This is a genomic window from Legionella brunensis (genome assembly GCF_001467025.1).
Taxonomy (GTDB): domain Bacteria; phylum Pseudomonadota; class Gammaproteobacteria; order Legionellales; family Legionellaceae; genus Tatlockia; species Tatlockia brunensis.
In genome coordinates this window covers 23089-41785 of the sequence record NZ_LNXV01000029.1, presented here as the reverse complement: position 1 = coordinate 41785, position 18697 = coordinate 23089, and the positions used below count along the sequence as shown (strand labels likewise).

Below are 18697 nucleotides of genomic sequence, written 5' to 3'. Positions count from 1 at the left end.
AAAACCTGTATTTACACGATTAATAAAAACACAAATCACCCAAATAACATAAGTTATATTTCAAAATAAGGAATTTATCAACGGTACGAAATTATTTTGCTATTAATTAACTAATTAGTGTTGCTGCCATTAAAGTTGATGAGCAATATAAAATAAAATTATTTATGGTCTAACTCAATAGTTGATTATTTACATAATACACAAATATTAGGCTCTCCTTGAAATAATTGAGTTGGAAATAACCCTCCGTTTTATTTACAAGAATAAACTTAGTAAAAGGTAGTATTGTATTTAGTATCTTTTACTAAGTTTATTCTTGTAAATAAGTTAGTAACCTATATAATAGGTAGTAAATAAATTACTACTATTTAATAAAATAATTATGATACAAAATAATTGCCATTATGCTAGGTTCCGTGAACCAATTTTCTAGCGCATCCATATAAGCGCTCCGGCCAAATGTAAGAACCCGGAAAAAGCGGTCGTTGTTTTATCAAAACGAGAAAAAACACGCCGAAAGTGTTTGATTTTGGAGAAAAAAGCTTCAACTAAAAACCGCTCTTTGTACTGCTCTTTATCGATTTTTCTTGGGTTCTTCGCATTCTTTTTTGACGGAATGGTTGCAATACAGCCTTGACTCTCCAGTGTGTCAACAAGTGCCTGTGAATCATATCCTTTATCTGCAAGAACTATCGTGTCACGCTGCTCCTTCAATAGCTCTGCTGCTTGAGTAATATCGTTTCGATGTCCCCCGGTCAGGATAAACTTAATCGGATTCCCCAGTCCATCCACCAAAGCGTGAATTTTAGTGGTAAAACCTCCTTTACTGCGCCCCAATGCCTGAGCATCATTCCCTTCCTTGTCGTAACCAGATGCACACGCATGCGCGCGCACTATGGTGGCATCAATCATGACGGCTTGATCATCAACATCGCTAACTGAAGACATTAAGCCAGTCCAAATGCCGCGATCTGACCACATTTTATATCGCTTGTGAATTTTACGCCAATGTCCGTAATAGGGCGGGAGCAGGCGCCATTGACAGCCTGTACGTAATACATACCAGACTCCTTCCACAAAGCATCTTGTCTTCTCATTATTCTTAATGTGCAATCCTTTTACTCCTTGCAGAAAAGAATAAATTGTATCCCAGACTCGTTCTGATATATTATTATACATGTAGGCAGTTCCATTAGTGTTGTTAACGATCGCAATCGAATTTCACTATAAAAACTGCCTACTTTTCAAGTAATTAAAAAAATTGGTTCACGGAACCTAGGCCTTCATTGGCAAAAAAATATCTCGATTTATTTGCGTTAGGATTAACTTCTGCTCGAGGATTATTTGCTAGAAGAAGAATGGGAAAAACCGAGTTTTTGAAAAAAGATTTTATCCCCGCAGCAGAAAAAGCTGGTTATGTTGTTGTATATACAAACTTATGGGAGTTAGAGATAGATCCTGCAACAGCATTAGTATCAGAATTTTATAAAATGGTAGAGCCTAAAGGATTTACAAAAATCTGGGATAAATTGAATCAATCAATAAATTTCAAAAAATTTAAAGCTTCTGGAAAAATACCTGGCATTGGTGAAGGATCCGTAGAAGCAGATTTATTAGATCCTAAGAGAGTCACAGGTACATTATTAATGGAAGCAATGAACTCTTATGATCGCAAAAAAATAAAAATGGTGTTAATTATAGATGAAGCACAAGTTTTAGCTTATGAAGAAAACTCACATTTTGCCCATGCTTTAAGAGCTGCTTTAGATGTTAGAAAAGAGGGTATCAAAGTAATATTTGCAGGAAGTTCTGAAACGACGCTTAGACGTATGTTTGGGGTTGCATCTGAGCCATTTTACAATTGGGCACCATTAGAGTCGTTTGAATTATTGGGTGAAGATTTTGTAAAAGCTATGGTAGAGAAGGTAAATACCATTTCTAAATTTCCCTTGGCTATAAATGATGGTATTAATGCATTTGAACAACTTAAAAATACCCCTGAATTTTTTCGCAGATTTATAGAATATTATTTGAGTAATCCAGAGCAAGGGCCACAATCAGCTATTGAACATACCAAAAATAAAGTATTTAGTGATAAAAACTTCCATAAACAGTGGAGTGCATTATTACCTACCGATATGGTTGTTTTATCAATGATTGCAGATGGAATAAAAGACTTATATGGCCAATATGCTATAAAAAGACTTGGTGAATCTCTTGGAGTAGGGGGGAATGTAAATAAAAATACCATTCAGAATTCATTAAGGAGATTAGAGAAAAAAAATTTAATTACCAAAATTGATTATGGCACGTATCAATTTGAGGATGAGACTTTTTCAGATTGGGTAAAATATAAGGAAGATTAGAACTTAGAAGCTGTCTAGAAAGTTGCAAACAGAATATTAAATGCTAAATGAATAATAAGGGAGTAATCATGGGCTGTGATATCCATATTGAAATAGATATATATCAAAAGGGTAATTGGGCTGGTAATCCCCCAAAACTTCCTGACTTTCTTGAGTCACATCGACTCTTTAATTCATTTTTCTCTTCACTTTCAAGATATCATGTATCCCTATTTAGTGGTGCTTATAAAATCCAATCCCTTTTATGTCCGTCCAGGCAGTCGTTTGATGGCACATAAAACATTGATCCACCTGTGCATGTTCCTTTCTCGCTACCTTCCTTGATATCATGCGAAAATGCTCCATGTAATGACTGGGTGGCGCTTGATGACATTGGGAGCAATCCTTTGACCTAGGGGATGGATGAATGAATTCTGGGATGTTCCAATCTGACGTTTCATGGCAGGCAGAACAATTGTTGCCAAATAAAGTAAAGTGTTTGTCTTCATTTTGATGACACGTGGTACATTGCAGGGTGCGCTCGGCAGGGGATACGTGCGGATTGATGAGCGGTGATTGTTTTGGAGATTCATTCATTTCCAAGTAGTGCTGAACTTGCTCAAAAATCAATCGTTGCTCTTCATTTTTGACTGCATTTTTTTTAAGTTGCTTTAGCTCAATTGCAACAAACGCATTATGATCCATTTGGGTGGGACGTCTATTTTGGCCTTGATGTTCCGAATGACATTCAACGCAACTTCCAATGTCGGCATGAAATGAGGTGGGTTGTCTTTGTAAAAGAGCAACATCATTCGCATGGCAGGTGATGCAGTTTACGGCTTCCACTCCTCTGACAGGCGTATGGCAGGCATTGCAATTGTGACTGAGAAAGGAATGCGCTTTAGATAATGTTCCGGGACTTGCCATTCTTTGCCATTCAACAGGATTAAACCAATTCGTAGGCCCTCCTTGTTCATGGCTGGGCGCATAATAGGCTGCAACAAACAGTGAAATTAAAACAGCAAGGGCAGCAAATAGGGCTCCACTCAATTTCATTGAAACCACCTTAGCCCAAAGTAAATTCCAGACCAGACATGCAAGGCAAGCAAACCATACAACACAAGGGCAATCACAATATGCAGCTTCAACCATGTCCGAAAGGCGCGTTTGAATTGTTCATGAAATTGAATGGCGTATTCCAGCTCCGCAATGGCTTCAACCAAACGTAAGGCACGTAGACTTGCTGGGGCTGTGTTTTCGCCAGTTAATACGTTCTCATTAAATAGCCAAGATGCGAAACGCGCTCTCATATAATGAAAGCGTGTTAGGGTTTTCTTTAAATCAGGGTTCGTTTGCATTTCCTGAGCTACCCTTTGATACTGATTCTGAAGGCCTGAAAGGAGTTCTTTTTTCTCACGAACTTCATCGGCTATAAAACTCAAGAGGTAGCGCCCCACAAAACCACTTATCGTGACAATTAAGGTCATCCCGGTCAGGGCAATACCCAGCACACTTTGAAATTTATGTCCGGTATGAATCAGTACTAAAATGGGGCCAATAATGCCTGCATAGATATGCCAGGAAAGTAAGGTGTTCATGGAAACATACTGGGTGACCCAATGTTTTAAAATAGGGATACGTTTAATAAAAAGGTAAAATAAGGGCACGAGCATTAACACGGAACCACTAATGCCAATGACGCCACCCCACAAGCTTCCTGCAAAACGAGGAGACACATGCACCGTAAATCCCAGCCATGTCATCATCATGAGCAGAATCAATCCGAGTGCCATCATGCGTCCTGGTGCATTCATCACACATCAACCTCAATATTCTCATCGGTTTTGGCCTGGCATGCCAGGATAAAACCGTGCTGCTTTTCTTCCTCTGAAAGCGCATCATCACAATCCATGGATACCTTGCCTGTGAGTAATTTCACTTTACACAGCCCACACTGGCCTGTGCGACACGAGTTATCAATAGAAACACCATTGGCCTCGGCGATTTCAAGAAGCGTGTAGTTGGGTAAGATTGGGGCTGTTTTATGAGAACGCGTAAATAAAACAACTGCCTTATTTTCTGGTGCAATAGCCTCCATTTGTTGCGGGGTCAATGGTGGCTTCATGGCCGTACCAAACGCTTCGGTATATATCTGTTTTTCAGATACACTAAGCTCCTTTAAACTATTCAGCACCGCATTCATCATGCCCGGAGGACCACATACATGGATGCGACGCTTGGCGACATCCGGCACCAGATAGGAAATGATGCTGGTTGTGAACTCGCCCTTTAAACCCATCCACACCGTTCCTGATGCGCGTAACATGGTGGCAAAGACATTGAGGTTAGGGTACCTTTTTTGCAGCCGCTCTAATTCGTCACGAAAGATAAAATCGCTGGTTGTTCTGCAGCAGTACAGTAAATAAATATCACCGTGCCATCCTATATCCGTTAAATAACGAATAATGCCCATCATTGGGGTAATTCCCACCCCGCCACAAATAAGGACAATGCTCGATGCTTCTTCTCCGGTAAAAGTAAATTTTCCATTGGGCCCCATCACCTCAAGCACATCGCCTTCTTTAACCTCATCATGCAAATAACGTGAGAACAAACCTTGTTCTTCGCGTTTCACTGTGATGGCACAATAGTGAAGTTGGGTAGGCGTTGAGGCGATAGTATAGCTTCGCTTCACCCGTGTGCCATTAATGGTAGCTGTGATGGTGATGAATTGACCAGGGAAATAGGTAAAAGGCAATGCCACTTCTTTTAATGATGCGAGCAAAAAGGTTTTTACCCCCGGTGTTTCATCAAAGATACGGCACACACGCAATTGCCCCTCCCACTGATCAAGGGGGATTGTTAGCGTGCGCATGACCGGGAACTTTGGTGGTTTCGCAGGTGTTGCTAATTCCCCAGAGGACTGATGAGTCTCTTTAATGACTTCCGAAGCGGCTGCAGGAGGAGGACTCATTGAGCTCGTGGCTGAAATACTTGGAGAAAGGACATCTCCTTTGCTGGTCAAACTCTCAAGTAATGCCGATGCCCTTCGCATTTTAAAAAAATACATCCAAATCATTAGGATAAAGAAGACAAGAAACAGCGTGATAATCGTCAAATGAAACAGCGGGCCACCTAAAAGTGTATGGGTGGCAGGTGCCGTGGGGAGTAAATTCATTTCCTGTTTGAACCATAATAAGGCCACTTGGCGTGGCACCTTTCCCTCGGCAAGCGCACGAGATGCAGCCAATCCACTATCATACTGTGAAAGACCTTCACGTATCGAAGCGACTGCATCCTGCATCTGAGAAAAATTCGTCTTAGCCGATGCTTTAAGAAGCGTATCAATCCCTTTCGCCATCAAAGACAGGCCCGATTGCATCCGTTCTTGTGCCAATTGTTGTATTTCACTGCGCCTTTCCAGTGGGATATCGGGCAGACTCATCAACGAGGGATACAGCGCTTTTCGTTTCGGCATGCCCATTTGCTTCATCATCTCACCCATAGCACCCATCATGTCTTTACCAGGAGTTTGTCCAGTTACACTCGGAATGACACTGAGATTACCCTGGCTGCTTTGATGATGACTGGCATGCTCATCGGATGCCTGGGCATAGGATGATGCGGTGGCGCCCATTAAAATCAAAACCAACAGCACTTTCAATAGGGGCTGCCATTGGCGAATTGTCTTATTGGTGTTGTGATATCGAATCATTCTTTTCCACGATAAAGTAATATTTCCGAGCTATGCCTATATTATGCTATTGATATTAGTACTATTTTACAAGGGGTGTCCTCGCCAATCATCCCCCTTTCGAAACCAAAGAGGGCGCAAGAGATAGGTCCTCACTCAATGTCCAAGTGGTGTTCCTTCATGTCATTGCCAATAATCGCTTCCGCACATCGGATGATGTTCTGAATTTCTTCAGTAATTTCTTCTTGACGCAGTATATTAAGATATTTTTTTAATGCGCTTCGTTTATTCTCTAAGCTATCCAAGGCATGATTCAAATGAAACAGCCTTTGGTGGTTTTCACCATAAAATGATTTATAAAAAATGGAATAACACATTGAAAATAAATACTGTTCAGCAAACTCAGATAAAAATTGCTCATGGGATAAATTGAGAATCGGTGGAACGGAACATGGCTTGTCATTGGTTAAAAAAAACTCTTGGAATGGACGCACTGTTTTTACCTCAATTTGATTTTTTTCCTCCTCATTGAACAGGATCTCCCACTGCCAAGAGTGCCATTCCATACGCTGTTGTGATACTACTTCCTCAAGAGACTGCAACAGATGTAAAATCACCGCAGGAATTTCTTGGAGAGCATTAGCGCCATCTAATGCTTTGATGACACGCGAATCGTTTGCCATTTTCAAAGCCAATTTACGCCCTACGACAAGGAATACTGGCAAAAATTCAGGGTCTTGTTGTTCCCTCTCCGCTATCCAGTGAAGCACGCTATCATTAAAACCACCACAAAAACCTCGTTCAGAACCAATAAGAATATAAAGGGAAGAATTACCATTTGGTGTATTCATGGGGGAAATGGGGTAAGCACTAAAAAAATCACGCCCTGCGTCTCTAATGGTTTGCATGACTTGTTCCTGCATAGGAAGAAATTTGGTGATTTTATTGAGCTCAATAGAACAAAGAGTTTTCATGGCGGTCATGATATTACCAATGTCGTCTAAGGCCGTAAAATGATCGTTTAGTTGACTACGCTTGGTCATAAATTTCTTCCTAAAATTCAATGCGCCTGAGAAACAGGCATGGTACTACCCATTTAACCAGCCTTTGACTGCATTGCTCCATTCCTCGCGAGAACTGGCCAGTGACAAGCTGCTTTTTTTGACTTCTTGCTCTATTTTTTTTAGAACCTTGGGGATGTCATCTAAACTTAAGTGGGCAAAGAGTCCCTCATTGTAGGCAATCAACCAGGCGAGTTGGAATTCAATTGGCAAGGGCGAAAGACGCTCTTGTTTAAATACTTCTCTTAACAGTCGTCCATTTTGAATGTGTTGTTGCATTTTAATATCGAGCTTAGCCCCAAAACGCGTAAACAGTTCCAAGTCAAGAAATTGCATGTAATCCAACTTCATTCGACCCGCCTCTTTTTTTATGTTGGGGTGTTGGGCTTTACCGCCTACGCGAGAAACGGATTTGGTGATATCAATTGCCGGTAGAAATCCTGCTGAGAATAAATGTTCATCAAAAAAGAGTTGCCCATCGGTGATTGAAATCAGATTTGTGGGGATATAGGTCGCAATTTCCCCTTGTTTTGTTTCTATAATAGGAAGTGCGGTCATACTGCCCCCTCCCATTTCAGGAGACAGGCACGTTGAGCGCTCTAATAAGCGAGCATGTAAATAGAAGATATCCGCAGGAAAAGCTTCACGCCCAGGAGGCCTGCGCAGTAAAAGCGACAGTTCACGGTAACAGTTGGCATGAGCACTCAAATCATCGTACACGACCAACGTATCAAAGCCTTGCTTCATCCAATGCTCCGCAACAGCACATCCTGCGAAAGGGGCGAGATAAAGCAATCCGGGTAATGAGGTGGCCAGTGCCACAACCACCGTGGTGTATTCCAACGCCTGAGTTTCTTTTAGCAATTGGATGGTATTGGCAACCGTAGAACGTTTTTGGCCAATTAACACATAGACACAACGCACGTTTTTATCTTTTTGATTGATCACAATATCAATAGCCAAGGCGCTTTTGCCCAACCCATTATCACCTATAATGAGTTCCCGCTGTCCTTTTCCAAGAGGAATGACATTATCAATCATTTTATTACCGGTATAAAAAGGGCGCGTCACAAAATCACGGTGAATAATAGGGATCGATAAAATGTCAAGTAATCCTTGTTCATCACAGGGTGGTGGTTCCTCTTCATCTAATGGATGCCCTAAAGGATCAACCACTCGCCCCAAAAGCGAATCCCCTACAGGAATACTTAATGAACGCTTCAGATGAAACATAGGCATCCCGGATTTTAATTTTTTAGTTTGCAACAACATGATGGCGCCTACAAGGCGTTCGGTGAGATGAAAAACCATAGCGATACAACAGCCATCGACTGAAATAAGAATTTCATCAATAGCTGCTGTTGGCAGCCCTGCGATCCAGATAATTCCATCGCCCACTGAGACAACATGCCCCACTTCAGAACGCCTTACTTCAAAGTGATAGTTCTCAATTCGTTGCCGTTGATGCTCAAGAATGGAGTGGTTGTCGGGTAAGTTCATTGTTCGTCTCGGTAAAGAATTTTAATTCATCGCGAAGATTCGCTTGTAGAAGGATTGAGCCCATTTGAAGTGTTAACCCGGCCAGAAGCGCTGGGTTTTCAACCCATTCTATAGTTGGTTTTTTACACATTATTTTTTCAATGGCCTGACCTAGGCGGCGTTGTTGACTTTTATTGATTGCATAAGCACTTTGGACAACAAGAGTATCCTGTTCAGAAACATCCTCCATTAATTGCCATGGTTTTTCTGGATAACGATTAAGGTCTTCGATTGTTTTTTCAATGATTTTCTGTTCAAGGTGCTCATCAGCAAACTGGATTAACAATTTTTCTGTAAATTTTCCGGCCAGTAACAGCGCTTCTTTGGCATTTTTTTCAATATATTCTTTGGCCTTTTTCATTTCACGTGCATTTAATTGTTCTTGTTCTTTATTTAACTTTTTTTCAAAATGGAGCGTTTCCTCCGACTTCCATCGTTCCATCGCTTGTTGGAATTCCTTTTGCAACGTATTTTTCTCTTGTTGCCAATCCGCGAGACGATGTTCATATTTTATTTGTAACTGCTGGGCTTCATTGTGACGTTGTTCCGCGTTTTCTAATTGTTCTTGGACCATGTGCCTGCGCTTTGCAATGGTTTGCTGGATTGGGGCATAAAAAAAATAGTTTAAAATCCAAATCAAAACAAGAAAATTAATGAGTTCCAATAAAAAGGTTGACCACGATAGCTCCATTTTTAGTCCTTATTGAGAAACGAGATAAGACAATAATGGATTTCTAAATAAAATAATCAAAACAATCACCAAGCAATAAATAGCCAATGATTCAATCATGGCTAAGCCGATAAATAAGGTTCTGGTAATTGATTTTTCAGCCTCTGGCTGCCTTGCTAACGCATCAAGAGCATGACTTATGGCACGCCCCATGGCGATCGCAGGACCTATAGTCCCAATAGCAATCACCAATGCGGCAATCACTGTTGATGCTAAACTAAACCAGCTGATACTGTTCATGACCACTCTCCTTGTTTCTTCAACTCGTGGGATTGAATACCCCCGGCAATATAGATTAAAGCCAGCATACCAAAGATATAAGCTTGTATCACTGCTTCAATAATATGAAGCATGAGAATGGGTATCGGTGCTAAGAATCCAGCAATCATCAGAACAATAAGTGCCGTTAACTGAAGACTCATGACGTTACCAAACAAGCGGATAGCCAAAGCCAATGTTCTCGATAATTCGCTAATTAAGTGAAACGGTAATAAAAAGGGCGTGGGCTTCAAGTAATGCTTTAAGTAGGCTTTCCACCCCTCGGCGCGAACTCCAAACCAATGCACGGAAAAAAAAGTCACTATCGCTAGAGACGCTGTGACTGATAGATCGGCTGTAGGCGAATAGAATCCTGGAATAATGCCAATTAAATTGGAAATAAGGATAAAAATCCATAACGTGGCAATAAAAGGAAAGACCAAAGCAACATAGGTCAAAGGCAGCACTTCGTTCATCGTATCCTGCATTGCGACCACAATACCCTCTAAAACAACTTGGCAATTCCCCGGAAGAAGCGATAAGTGTCGCGATGAAAGCCATAAAAAAAGGAGCAAAGCCATCATAATGAGCCAGGTGGTTAACACACTTTGTGTGATGACCACTGAGCCTAGCGAAAAGGATAGTGCGTTTAAAATCCCTTCTTCCCCCATGGCTATTCCTTAATCAGGAGGTACACATTCACCGCACCAACGATAACCCCAATAATAATTAAGTTGATTGTCCAGCTAATAGAAAAACCCTTCAGTTTGCTGTCTAACCAAACCCCTAGGTAGGCCCCTGCAATAATAGGCAAAATAAATACAAATCCCAAGGTGCCTAAATAAATCGTTTGTGCTAGCACAGTGGATTTTTCCCTTTTTGCTTTGTTGATTTTGCTCACGTCCAATTTAACGTGTTGTGCCAGATCTTTTTTTGGATCTTTAAATTTCATAAGCATTCTGCCGTTTTAAATTCCATAGACGCTGTAACATCTCTTCATCCAAACGATGTAAACTGTCGTTGATACTGATAAGATGGTCTGCTTCACTCTTTAATTCGTTCTCTAAGATATGCTGTATGGCTTGATACTCTTTGTGGCGAACATAATGTCGCGTAGCGAGAAACAATTGATTGTCTTTAAAATAGAGGATTGCTCCTGGCAAAGCCAAATATTCCGTCTCATTATTATCGTAACGAAACCATGCCAAACCGAAATGTAAGCACGTCATCATTTGGGTATGCTGGGCTAAAATACCAAACAGGCCTGAAGCATCTTCACCAACAAAACTAACGACATGAGACATTTTTTCACATTGTGTCGAACTCTGTAAGTATAAATCGAAACACGCCATTTTTAGTTTTAGCTCCTTTTCATGGTGCCTATCATATAGCACTCATCCTCAGATAATTCATCGAAATCACCATTGATGAACGCCTCGCAATCGGCTAATGTCTCTGCTAATGACACCGACTGTCCTTCCATGGCCGTTTGTTGTTTCGTCACATGAAAAGGCTGGGTAAGATAGCGTTGCAGTTTGCGTGCTCTTAATACCATAGCACGGTCTTTAGAGGAAAGCTCTTCAATCCCCATCATGGAGATAATGTCCTCTAATTCATCATAACGTGCTAAATGCTCTCGTACCGCTTCTGCAATCGAATAATGGCGTTCCCCCAGCACGATTTTATCCATAAATTTACTTTTAGACGCCAAAGCATCCACTGCGGGATAAATGCCTTTGCCCGCTTGGGCTCGAGAGAGCACCACAATGGAATCCAAATGGGTAATAATTCCAGTCACTGCGGGATCACTCATATCATCCGCGGGAACATAAACCGCTTGCACTGAAGTCACAGCACCTTGAGCCGTTGACGTAATGCGTTCTTGGAGTTCTGCTATCTCTGTCATTAACGTAGGCTGATAACCGACATTAGCAGGCATCCTGCCTAAAAGGCCTGAAATTTCACTGCCGGCTTGTACAAACCGATAAATATTATCGACTAGAAACAGTACGTCGCGTGCCACGGTGTCTCGCAAATACTCCGCATACGTTAATGCCGATAACCCTGCTCGAAAACGAACTCCAGGCGGCTCATCCATTTGACCAAAGACCATCAAGGTTTTTTCCATCACACCTGCTGCGTTCATTTCATACCACAACTCATGGCCTTCTCGTATGCGTTCCCCAACCCCTGCAAAAACTGAAATGCCCTGATGCCATTGAATAATGGCATGCATCAATTCCATCAGCAGTATGGTCTTTCCTACGCCCGCACCACCAAACAATCCTATCTTACTGCCCCTGACGAAGGGGCAAAGCAAATCAATCACCTTGATTCCCGTCTCAAGAACAGTCGCCTGGGCTGTCTTCATTTCAATGGGCGCAGGACTTGCTAAAATATCGCGATATTCCTCAGTGTGTAGCGGCAAACCCCCATCAAGCGGTTCGCCAAAAATATTTAAAAGTCGGCCCAGGCAATGGGGAGAGACTGGAATGTGCAGTGAGTTGCCTTGGTCATACACGGCGAATCCCCGCTGCAACCCAGTGGCCCGATGAAGGGTCAATGCCTTCACATGATGTTGATCAAGATGCTGAAACACTTCTAGAATATATCGGTCCGTATCGGAATAGGTATTAAGCGACTGGTGCAAGGGCGGCAACCTATCGCACCGTATGGTGACAACAGGCCCATTGACTTCGACAATATGGCCGATTAATTGTTCATTATCCTTAACAGCAACCGAAATGTTATCCATTTTTTTAATTAGGCTCATCACACCAAATAGAAAGCTTATACCTTGCCTTCTGGGCTTGCAATAGAAGGAATCTTCATAAAGCAGGATGTCCTGTTATGAACCAATCCGACTCACTTAGGTCAAATTAAATAACCCCACCACCACGGGCCTTTTTATAACCTATGAATCATACGATTAGAACGCGTTTATCAAAGATATGGACTCGCTTTATTAATGACTACACTAATTGATGGAACGGATCGCATCGAACTCATCATCCCAGTCCAAGACACGGTTTGGTTCGTTCTTTTCATGAAACTCTTTCTTTTGTGGCCGCCATAATGCGGTTTCTTTTTCTTCTTCTACACATTCTTCGACTAAGGGTTTTAAGACCTCCGTATCCATCCTAATCATTCCTTGTTATGAGAGTTATTATCAAGAACCTCAACATGATTGGAGCATGAAAAAAATTAAGCCTTTCATTCTGTTGAAAGGCTTTCTATTTAAAATATCACGGCAACACCGAAAGACACCGTCGTCTGAGTGGTCGATTCTCCTAAATCAGTAAGAATCCTCTTGTAGACACCATAATCTTTGTCATACTCAAATTCAGTAAAGACATTTAAACCAGGCATAACGCGATAATAAGGTCTAATGATATAACGCATTTGATTTAAGCCAGAACCAATCTCATTTTCGACCACGGTATGAGTGGCGAGAATACTGCGGATCCCCGTTAGGAAGAAGAAGTTATTGGTAAGCTGGGTAGCCCGCGATAACTGAATGTCAAACTTAACACTGCCATCACGATAATAAGTTCTAATGTTGGTGTCAATGTAATAAGGCATCAACCCTTCGATGCCAATACCGGGTTGCCAATAAGGTCCTCCAGGGCGATAAAAATAATTGACCCCGCCTTTAATGGCCCAGAATTGACTAATCAAATGCCAATAAAAAACATCGATGTCCGCATTTTCAACAATTCCTTGATAAATTTCAGCATCCTCAGTATACAGCTGGAGTTTTTGGTAATCAGTCCCATAATACCCTCGAAACGTCATTTCTTGAGCGTTATGAAAAGGATCGGCATTCACCTCAAGAAAATTGGCCCGATAGAACCCTTGATGATGTCCTGCGGGGTGAGTAATAAGGGCCTTATCAATAGGCATCACCTCATCGACTCGGACAATCGGTCGATTGATATAGGGTGTTGGCGCAATTTCCGTTTCAGGCTTGGCTTTTCCGTTCACCACGTCGATAATGGTTTCATATTGGAATACCCGCGCCATACCCGATGTCATGTGAAACAGATGATGACAATGGAAAAACCATTGGCCGCTGGCCTCCGTATCAAAATCAGCCACCGCAGTAGCACCGGGATCGACTTCAATGGTATGCAACAAGGGATCATAAACGCCATGACCATTGCGTAAAATAAACCAATGGCCATGAATGTGCATGGGATGGCGCATCATGGAGTTGTTGGTAAAGATAATACGATAGCGTTTTCCAGGTTCAATGACAATCGGTTTTGCTTTGTATTCCGGCAAGCCATTAATCATCCAAATATACCTGTCCATATAACCAAACAATTCCATGCGGATGATCCCATCGACGGGTATATCCGGATTGTTGGTAGGAACCGCTGCGGTTAATTGTTGGTATTTTGTTCCTAGGGTTTTAGCGCTTATGGAATTGGGCGCTGAAATCGTATCCCCTATAATGGTTGGTTCGATGGGCATGGTCATGCCATTATCCATGGACATCCCATTGTTCATCGTATCGTCTTGCATGCCTCCATCACCCGACATCGTAGCGTGTTTCGTCTGCGTGGTAGACTGGCTCCCCATCGAACCCGTTGACATAGAACTCATGGGAGGCATGCCTTTTGGTTTCATTGGTCTGGAGGCTGAAGTGGACTCGTTCATTGAAGAAGAGGGGGCTGTCGACATTTTATTTTTAAGTATGGAAGCATGATTCATCCCCGACATCCCTTGGTCTTGTTTCATAGAGGACATGGAGTGATTAGAGTGCTTGGTATTACCCGGACTATTTTGAGAAGTCATTGCTGGCATGTTGTGTTGATTACCTTGCGAACTCATCGTTTTGGAATGGGAAGGCATGGCCATAGGTTGTTTCATTGCCATACCCCGCTTATTACTCATGGAATGATTGTTTTTTGCCATCGAGCCATGATTCATCCCTGACTTCATCATGTTGGCCATCATCTCTCTTGTGACAGGAAGAGGCTCTGGAAAGGGTACAATGTGCTGATAATCAACGGGTTGTCTGGGCTTAGTCACTAAGGCGCCATAGACTTTGCCCAGCGTATCAATGGATTCAGCATAAATAATGTAAGGCCTGTTTTTTTGAATTTTAACCAAGACATCATAGGTTTCCCCAGGTGCAATCCAAAAATCATCGATGAGATAAGGGCGCACATCATTTCCTTGGCTGTGCACCATTTCCATTTTGGCATCAGGAATTTTAACGCGATAGATAGTACTGGCACCAGCACCAATGAACCGTAACCTTACGGTGTCCCCAACTCGAACAGGTGCCGTCCAGGGGGATGATTTAGGCTGACCATTGAGTAAATACGCATCATAAGCAATGTCGCTTAAATCATAAATACTCATGCGCATTTGCTGCATCATTTTGTAATCAGCGATTAATTCTTTACGTTCTTTAGCTGGTGCTTTGCGATAGTCATGCAGAAATTTCATGAGCGAGGGCTGCAATGGGAATCGAGGGCTATAGTAATCCCCATCTTTTTTTAAATTAGCAAACACGTTATCGGCAGGGGTGTTGCTCCAATCGGATAATACCACCACATGATCTTTGCTGTATTTGTAGGCTGGGGGGCTCGGTGGGTCAATAAGAAAGGCGCCGTACAAACCCTCTTGCTCTTGAGCCTTGGCATGGGCATGGTACCAATAGGTTCCTCTTTGATAAAGAGTAAATCGATAATGGAACACACCTCCTGGTGGAATGGCTTTCTGACTGACGTCCTCGACACCATCCATTTGCCAGGGGACAAGTAAACCATGCCAATGAATGGAGGTTTCCTTATCCAAATGGTTGTACACATTAATGGTGACCTGCTCACCTTCCTTGAAATGTAGGGTAGGGGCAGGGATTCGACCATTGACGGCAATGGCACGTCGAGGTTTACCAGCAAAGTATACGGTTTTATAAGCCACTACCAAATTAATCGTACGCGCTGGGCCACGTGGAAGGGACAGGGGTTTTATTGCCCTGGCAGGTTTCTTTTTAGCCGGTTGTTGTTCCGTTTTTTTCCCCGTAGGTTTGGATTGAGATAGTGTCGTCTTGGAAGAAGTCTCTGTTGGGGTCGCCGCACCATGCTGTTCATGTTGGGCAAACAAAGCAAAAGGACTGAACACCAAAAGGAAAAAAATAAGAAAATAGTTCCTTAGTACATGATGGAAGTCCTTTTTTAACATGTTACTATCCTTCTATAAAAATTTAATGTTGAAGTACTGCTTTTTGTGCTTGGGTAGGTACAAGAACACCATAACCATAGCGATAGACTAACTCTCCTCCATGCCAGGCCGTTGTTAACAACAGTGCTTGGACAATGAACAAAGCAATCAAGAAAGCCAGGGTTGGTTTTTGGGTTTTACTATAACGCAAAACAGACCAGCAAGCCATTAATAGGATAGTGCTTGCTGTGACGAGAGCCCAGTTTCGATGAATCACTTTCGCTGCATGCATGACCTCATCATGCTTCACCGTATAATAGGCATAAAACCCGGCTGCTACAGTAGTTAGAGTACTCAGTGCCCCTAGCCACAAACACCAACGAGCCACTATTTCAAATTCGACAACAAAAAGATGTGTTTTCCAGCGGGTATAAGACGCCAAATAGACTAAGGCATACAATAGAGTCGAAATAGTGAATAAGGCCACTGTAAAATGGACAAAAATAGGATGCCAATTAGGGATGATTTCGATCATTGCCTGTGTCCTCCTTGCTGATTTGGGAAATAAGCTATTTCTACCACTATGTCATGAAACACTTCGGCCGCAATAATAGAAAGGATACTATTGCCTCGAATCAAAGATGACCTATCACTCGAAATTACATTCTTCACAGTGTTATCCGCCGCAGCCTCAGCGCATTGATAATAACTGAAACAGAAGAAAGCGCCATAGCCAGTGCGGCGATGATTGGACTTAATAGTAATCCTGTGAATGGATACAAGATTCCCGCAGCCAAAGGGACACCCAATATGTTATAAATAAAAGCGAAGAAAAGATTTTGGCGTATATTACTCATAGTCTCTTCTGACAAACGGCGAGCCTTGGCGATACCACGCAAATCACCATGCAATAAGGTAATACCAGCACTCTCAATAGCCACATCAGTCCCTGTTCCCATGGCAATACCAATATCAGCTCGTGCCAGTGCCGGTGCGTCATTTACCCCATCTCCTGCCATTGCCACGGTGAGTCCTTTCTCTTTTAATTCACTTATAATACGGCTTTTATCCTCGGGCATGATTTCAGCCACTACCTTTTTTATGCCAAGTGTACCTGCCACAGCTTCTGCTGTTTTTTTACTATCCCCTGTCAGCATATAAATTTCAATGCCGCTTTGTTGAAGAGATCGGATAGTTTCAGGAGTAGTTGATTTAATTGGATCCTCTACCACCAAAAGAGCTACCGTTTTATCATTGATTGCCATAAACATCACAGAGGCACCTTTGCCACGAAATTCATCTGCCTTTTCAAAAAGAGAAGCATTATCGTTCCCATGCTCTTGCATTAATTTGATATTACCAATGGCAACACGATGACCATTTACTTTACCCACTACTCCTTTCCCAGTTGGGGCGTCAAAATCTTGAACTGGTTCAAGAGCCAACTGTTTTTCCTTTGCAGCACTCACGATGGCTTGGGCAAGCGGATGTTCGCTTTGATGTTCAAGCGATGCTGCTAGCACTAATGCCTCTTCCTCATTTAAGCCTTGATCAGTTACAATCTGCGTCAATTTGGGGTGCCCTTCAGTGAGGGTTCCTGTTTTATCTACAACAAGCGTGTTCACCTTTTCCATTCGTTCAAGCGCCTCAGCGTTTTTAATCAATACACCACTCTGAGCACCTTTCCCTACTCCTACCATAATAGACATCGGAGTTGCCAAGCCTAAGGCACAGGGACAAGCGATGATTAATACAGATACAGCAGCAATTAAGCCATAGCTAAGTGATGGTTGTGGCCCCAACAATGCCCACAAAATAAAAGATAGCATTGCAATTAAAATCACAGCAGGCACAAACCATCCAGATACAGTATCTGCTAAACGTTGAATAGATGCGCGGCTTCGTTGAGCATCGCTCACCATCTGAACAATACGTGAAAGCATGGTATCACTACCAACGTGAAGTGCTTTCATAACAAAACTACCCGTTTGGTTAATCGTCGCACCAATAACTTTAGCACCTGCTTCTTTAGTAACCGGAATAGGCTCCCCAGTCACCATGGATTCATCTACAAAGCTTCGTCCTTCTTGTACTTCACCATCTACCGGTATTTTTTCACCAGGGCGAACGCGCAATAAATCACCGATATTAATCCTATCCAGTGATACTTCCTCCTCACTTCCATCATTCTTAATACGATGTGCACTGTCAGGTGCTAATTTCAATAAAGCACGGATAGCACTGCCTGTCTGCTCTCTTGCTTTTAATTCCAGCACTTGTCCTAATAAGACAAGGGTAGTAATGACAGCTGCCGCTTCAAAATACACAGCGACCACCCCTTCTTGACTTCGAAAAGCTATAGGGAATACCCCAGGCAGCAGTACTGCCACCACACTATAAACCCATGCTACCCCAATACCCATAGCTATTAGAGTAAACATATTCAATTGACGTGTTTTAAGAGTTTGCCAGCCACGCTGAAAAAATGGCCAGCCACACCATAACACAACAGGTGTAGCAAATAGCAGTTGAATCCAGTTTGAAACACCGGCAGATATAATGTTTTTCAACAAATGTCCGCCCATCTCCAATACCACAACAGGTAAAGTAAGAATCACTGCCATCCAAAATCGGCGCCTCATATCAAGGTATTCAGGATTTATTTCACTTTCGGCGGTCACTGTTTCCGGCTCTAAGGCCATACCACAAAGAGGGCAAATCCCGGGATTAGTCTGACGTACTTCAGGATGCATGGGGCAAGTATAGATGATTGCACCCTCTGTTTTGGAGGAAGCATCGCGTGACTTCTGTACCCTATGTTCCTGATGACAACAAGCGTCCTTTTTTCCAGTGTTTGTATGCTTTTGTTGATGATGGTCGTGTTTCATTGATC

Annotated in this window: 17 protein-coding genes; 1 reads left to right on the top strand and 16 read right to left on the bottom strand. The window is 42.3% G+C overall.

What is annotated here, in order from left to right; all coding sequences use genetic code 11:
- Positions 1-429: 429 nt before the first annotated feature.
- Positions 430-1179, bottom strand: coding sequence for an IS5 family transposase (locus Lbru_RS08955; RefSeq protein WP_058441825.1), 750 nt, complete (start codon positions 1177-1179; stop codon positions 430-432).
- A 107-nt stretch (positions 1180-1286) separates the two neighbouring features.
- Here Lbru_RS08955 and Lbru_RS08950 point away from each other — a divergent pair, with 107 nt between their 5' ends.
- Complete coding sequence (locus tag Lbru_RS08950) at positions 1287-2366, top strand: ATP-binding protein (protein ID WP_058441824.1); 1080 nt, start codon at positions 1287-1289, stop codon at positions 2364-2366.
- A 213-nt stretch (positions 2367-2579) separates the two neighbouring features.
- Here the strand turns inward: Lbru_RS08950 and Lbru_RS08945 are convergent, their stop codons facing one another.
- The 15 genes from Lbru_RS08945 to Lbru_RS08880 form a co-directional block, all read right to left on the bottom strand.
- Positions 2580-3401, bottom strand: coding sequence for a multiheme c-type cytochrome (locus tag Lbru_RS08945; RefSeq protein WP_010652834.1), 822 nt, complete (start codon positions 3399-3401; stop codon positions 2580-2582).
- The gene (locus Lbru_RS08940; RefSeq protein WP_238583863.1) at positions 3398-4114 is read right to left on the bottom strand and encodes a hypothetical protein; all 717 of its coding nucleotides are present in this window, start codon (positions 4112-4114) and stop codon (positions 3398-3400) included. Before Lbru_RS08940 ends, Lbru_RS08945 begins: the two co-directional genes overlap by 4 nt.
- 44 nt (positions 4115-4158) lie before the next feature.
- Positions 4159-6060 (bottom strand): 2Fe-2S iron-sulfur cluster-binding protein, encoded by a 1902-nt coding sequence (locus Lbru_RS08935; RefSeq protein ID WP_010652836.1) that lies wholly within the window; start codon positions 6058-6060, stop codon positions 4159-4161.
- Positions 6061-6191: 131 nt separating this feature from the next.
- Entirely contained in the window at positions 6192-7082 is an 891-nt protein-coding gene (locus Lbru_RS08930; protein WP_010652837.1) for a F0F1 ATP synthase subunit gamma, read from the bottom strand.
- Between the two features lie 45 nt (positions 7083-7127).
- Entirely contained in the window at positions 7128-8600 is a 1473-nt protein-coding gene (locus Lbru_RS08925) for a F0F1 ATP synthase subunit alpha (protein WP_029489108.1), read from the bottom strand.
- Positions 8569-9330, bottom strand: coding sequence for a F0F1 ATP synthase subunit delta (locus Lbru_RS08920; protein WP_010652839.1), 762 nt, complete (start codon positions 9328-9330; stop codon positions 8569-8571). The genes Lbru_RS08925 and Lbru_RS08920 overlap by 32 nt, the downstream gene beginning before the upstream one ends.
- A gap of 9 nt (positions 9331-9339) precedes the next feature.
- Entirely contained in the window at positions 9340-9609 is a 270-nt protein-coding gene (locus tag Lbru_RS08915) for a F0F1 ATP synthase subunit C (protein WP_010652840.1), read from the bottom strand.
- Positions 9606-10298, bottom strand: a complete 693-nt coding sequence (locus Lbru_RS08910) for a F0F1 ATP synthase subunit A (RefSeq protein ID WP_010652841.1) — start codon at positions 10296-10298, stop codon at positions 9606-9608. Before Lbru_RS08910 ends, Lbru_RS08915 begins: the two co-directional genes overlap by 4 nt.
- 2 nt (positions 10299-10300) lie before the next feature.
- Positions 10301-10579 (bottom strand): AtpZ/AtpI family protein, encoded by a 279-nt coding sequence (locus Lbru_RS08905; protein ID WP_010652842.1) that lies wholly within the window; start codon positions 10577-10579, stop codon positions 10301-10303.
- Positions 10569-10979: a F0F1 ATP synthase subunit delta/epsilon gene (locus Lbru_RS08900; RefSeq protein WP_010652843.1), complete on the bottom strand. Its 411-nt coding sequence runs from the start codon at positions 10977-10979 to the stop codon at positions 10569-10571. The genes Lbru_RS08905 and Lbru_RS08900 overlap by 11 nt, the downstream gene beginning before the upstream one ends.
- An 8-nt stretch (positions 10980-10987) precedes the next feature.
- A complete protein-coding gene (gene atpD / locus Lbru_RS08895) occupies positions 10988-12382 on the bottom strand; it encodes a F0F1 ATP synthase subunit beta (RefSeq protein WP_029489109.1) in 1395 nt (464 codons plus the stop codon).
- A 222-nt stretch (positions 12383-12604) separates the two neighbouring features.
- Entirely contained in the window at positions 12605-12766 is a 162-nt protein-coding gene (locus Lbru_RS17205; RefSeq protein WP_155807052.1) for a hypothetical protein, read from the bottom strand.
- Between the two features lie 98 nt (positions 12767-12864).
- Positions 12865-15825 carry a multicopper oxidase domain-containing protein gene (locus tag Lbru_RS08890; RefSeq protein WP_058441823.1) on the bottom strand — a complete coding sequence of 987 codons (2961 nt, stop codon included), beginning with the start codon at positions 15823-15825 and terminating at the stop codon, positions 12865-12867.
- A 22-nt stretch (positions 15826-15847) separates the two neighbouring features.
- Positions 15848-16339: a DUF2231 domain-containing protein gene (locus tag Lbru_RS08885; protein ID WP_010652846.1), complete on the bottom strand. Its 492-nt coding sequence runs from the start codon at positions 16337-16339 to the stop codon at positions 15848-15850.
- Between the two features lie 133 nt (positions 16340-16472).
- A complete protein-coding gene (locus Lbru_RS08880) occupies positions 16473-18692 on the bottom strand; it encodes a copper-transporting P-type ATPase (protein WP_010652847.1) in 2220 nt (739 codons plus the stop codon).
- Positions 18693-18697 lie beyond the last annotated feature (5 nt).

Excerpts from the sequence above, each read along its gene's own strand:
- Lbru_RS08930 (WP_010652837.1), bottom strand. The coding sequence starts at position 7,082 with ATGACCAAGCGTAGTCAACTAAACGATCATTTTACGGCCTTAGACGAC.
- atpD (WP_029489109.1), bottom strand. The coding sequence starts at position 12,382 with ATGGATAACATTTCGGTTGCTGTTAAGGATAATGAACAATTAATCGGC.
- Lbru_RS08900 (WP_010652843.1), bottom strand. The coding sequence starts at position 10,979 with ATGGCGTGTTTCGATTTATACTTACAGAGTTCGACACAATGTGAAAAA.
- Lbru_RS08910 (WP_010652841.1), bottom strand. The coding sequence starts at position 10,298 with ATGGGGGAAGAAGGGATTTTAAACGCACTATCCTTTTCGCTAGGCTCA.
- Lbru_RS08890 (WP_058441823.1), bottom strand. The coding sequence starts at position 15,825 with ATGTTAAAAAAGGACTTCCATCATGTACTAAGGAACTATTTTCTTATT.
- Lbru_RS08880 (WP_010652847.1), bottom strand. The coding sequence starts at position 18,692 with ATGAAACACGACCATCATCAACAAAAGCATACAAACACTGGAAAAAAG.
- Lbru_RS08920 (WP_010652839.1), bottom strand. The coding sequence starts at position 9,330 with ATGGAGCTATCGTGGTCAACCTTTTTATTGGAACTCATTAATTTTCTT.
- Lbru_RS08905 (WP_010652842.1), bottom strand. The coding sequence starts at position 10,579 with ATGAAATTTAAAGATCCAAAAAAAGATCTGGCACAACACGTTAAATTG.
- Lbru_RS08945 (WP_010652834.1), bottom strand. The coding sequence starts at position 3,401 with ATGAAATTGAGTGGAGCCCTATTTGCTGCCCTTGCTGTTTTAATTTCA.
- Lbru_RS08940 (WP_238583863.1), bottom strand. The coding sequence starts at position 4,114 with ATGATGATGACATGGCTGGGATTTACGGTGCATGTGTCTCCTCGTTTT.
- Lbru_RS08925 (WP_029489108.1), bottom strand. The coding sequence starts at position 8,600 with ATGAACTTACCCGACAACCACTCCATTCTTGAGCATCAACGGCAACGA.
- Lbru_RS17205 (WP_155807052.1), bottom strand. The coding sequence starts at position 12,766 with ATGGATACGGAGGTCTTAAAACCCTTAGTCGAAGAATGTGTAGAAGAA.
- Lbru_RS08935 (WP_010652836.1), bottom strand. The coding sequence starts at position 6,060 with ATGATTCGATATCACAACACCAATAAGACAATTCGCCAATGGCAGCCC.
- Lbru_RS08915 (WP_010652840.1), bottom strand. The coding sequence starts at position 9,609 with ATGAACAGTATCAGCTGGTTTAGTTTAGCATCAACAGTGATTGCCGCA.
- Lbru_RS08885 (WP_010652846.1), bottom strand. The coding sequence starts at position 16,339 with ATGATCGAAATCATCCCTAATTGGCATCCTATTTTTGTCCATTTTACA.
- Lbru_RS08955 (WP_058441825.1), bottom strand. The coding sequence starts at position 1,179 with ATGTATAATAATATATCAGAACGAGTCTGGGATACAATTTATTCTTTT.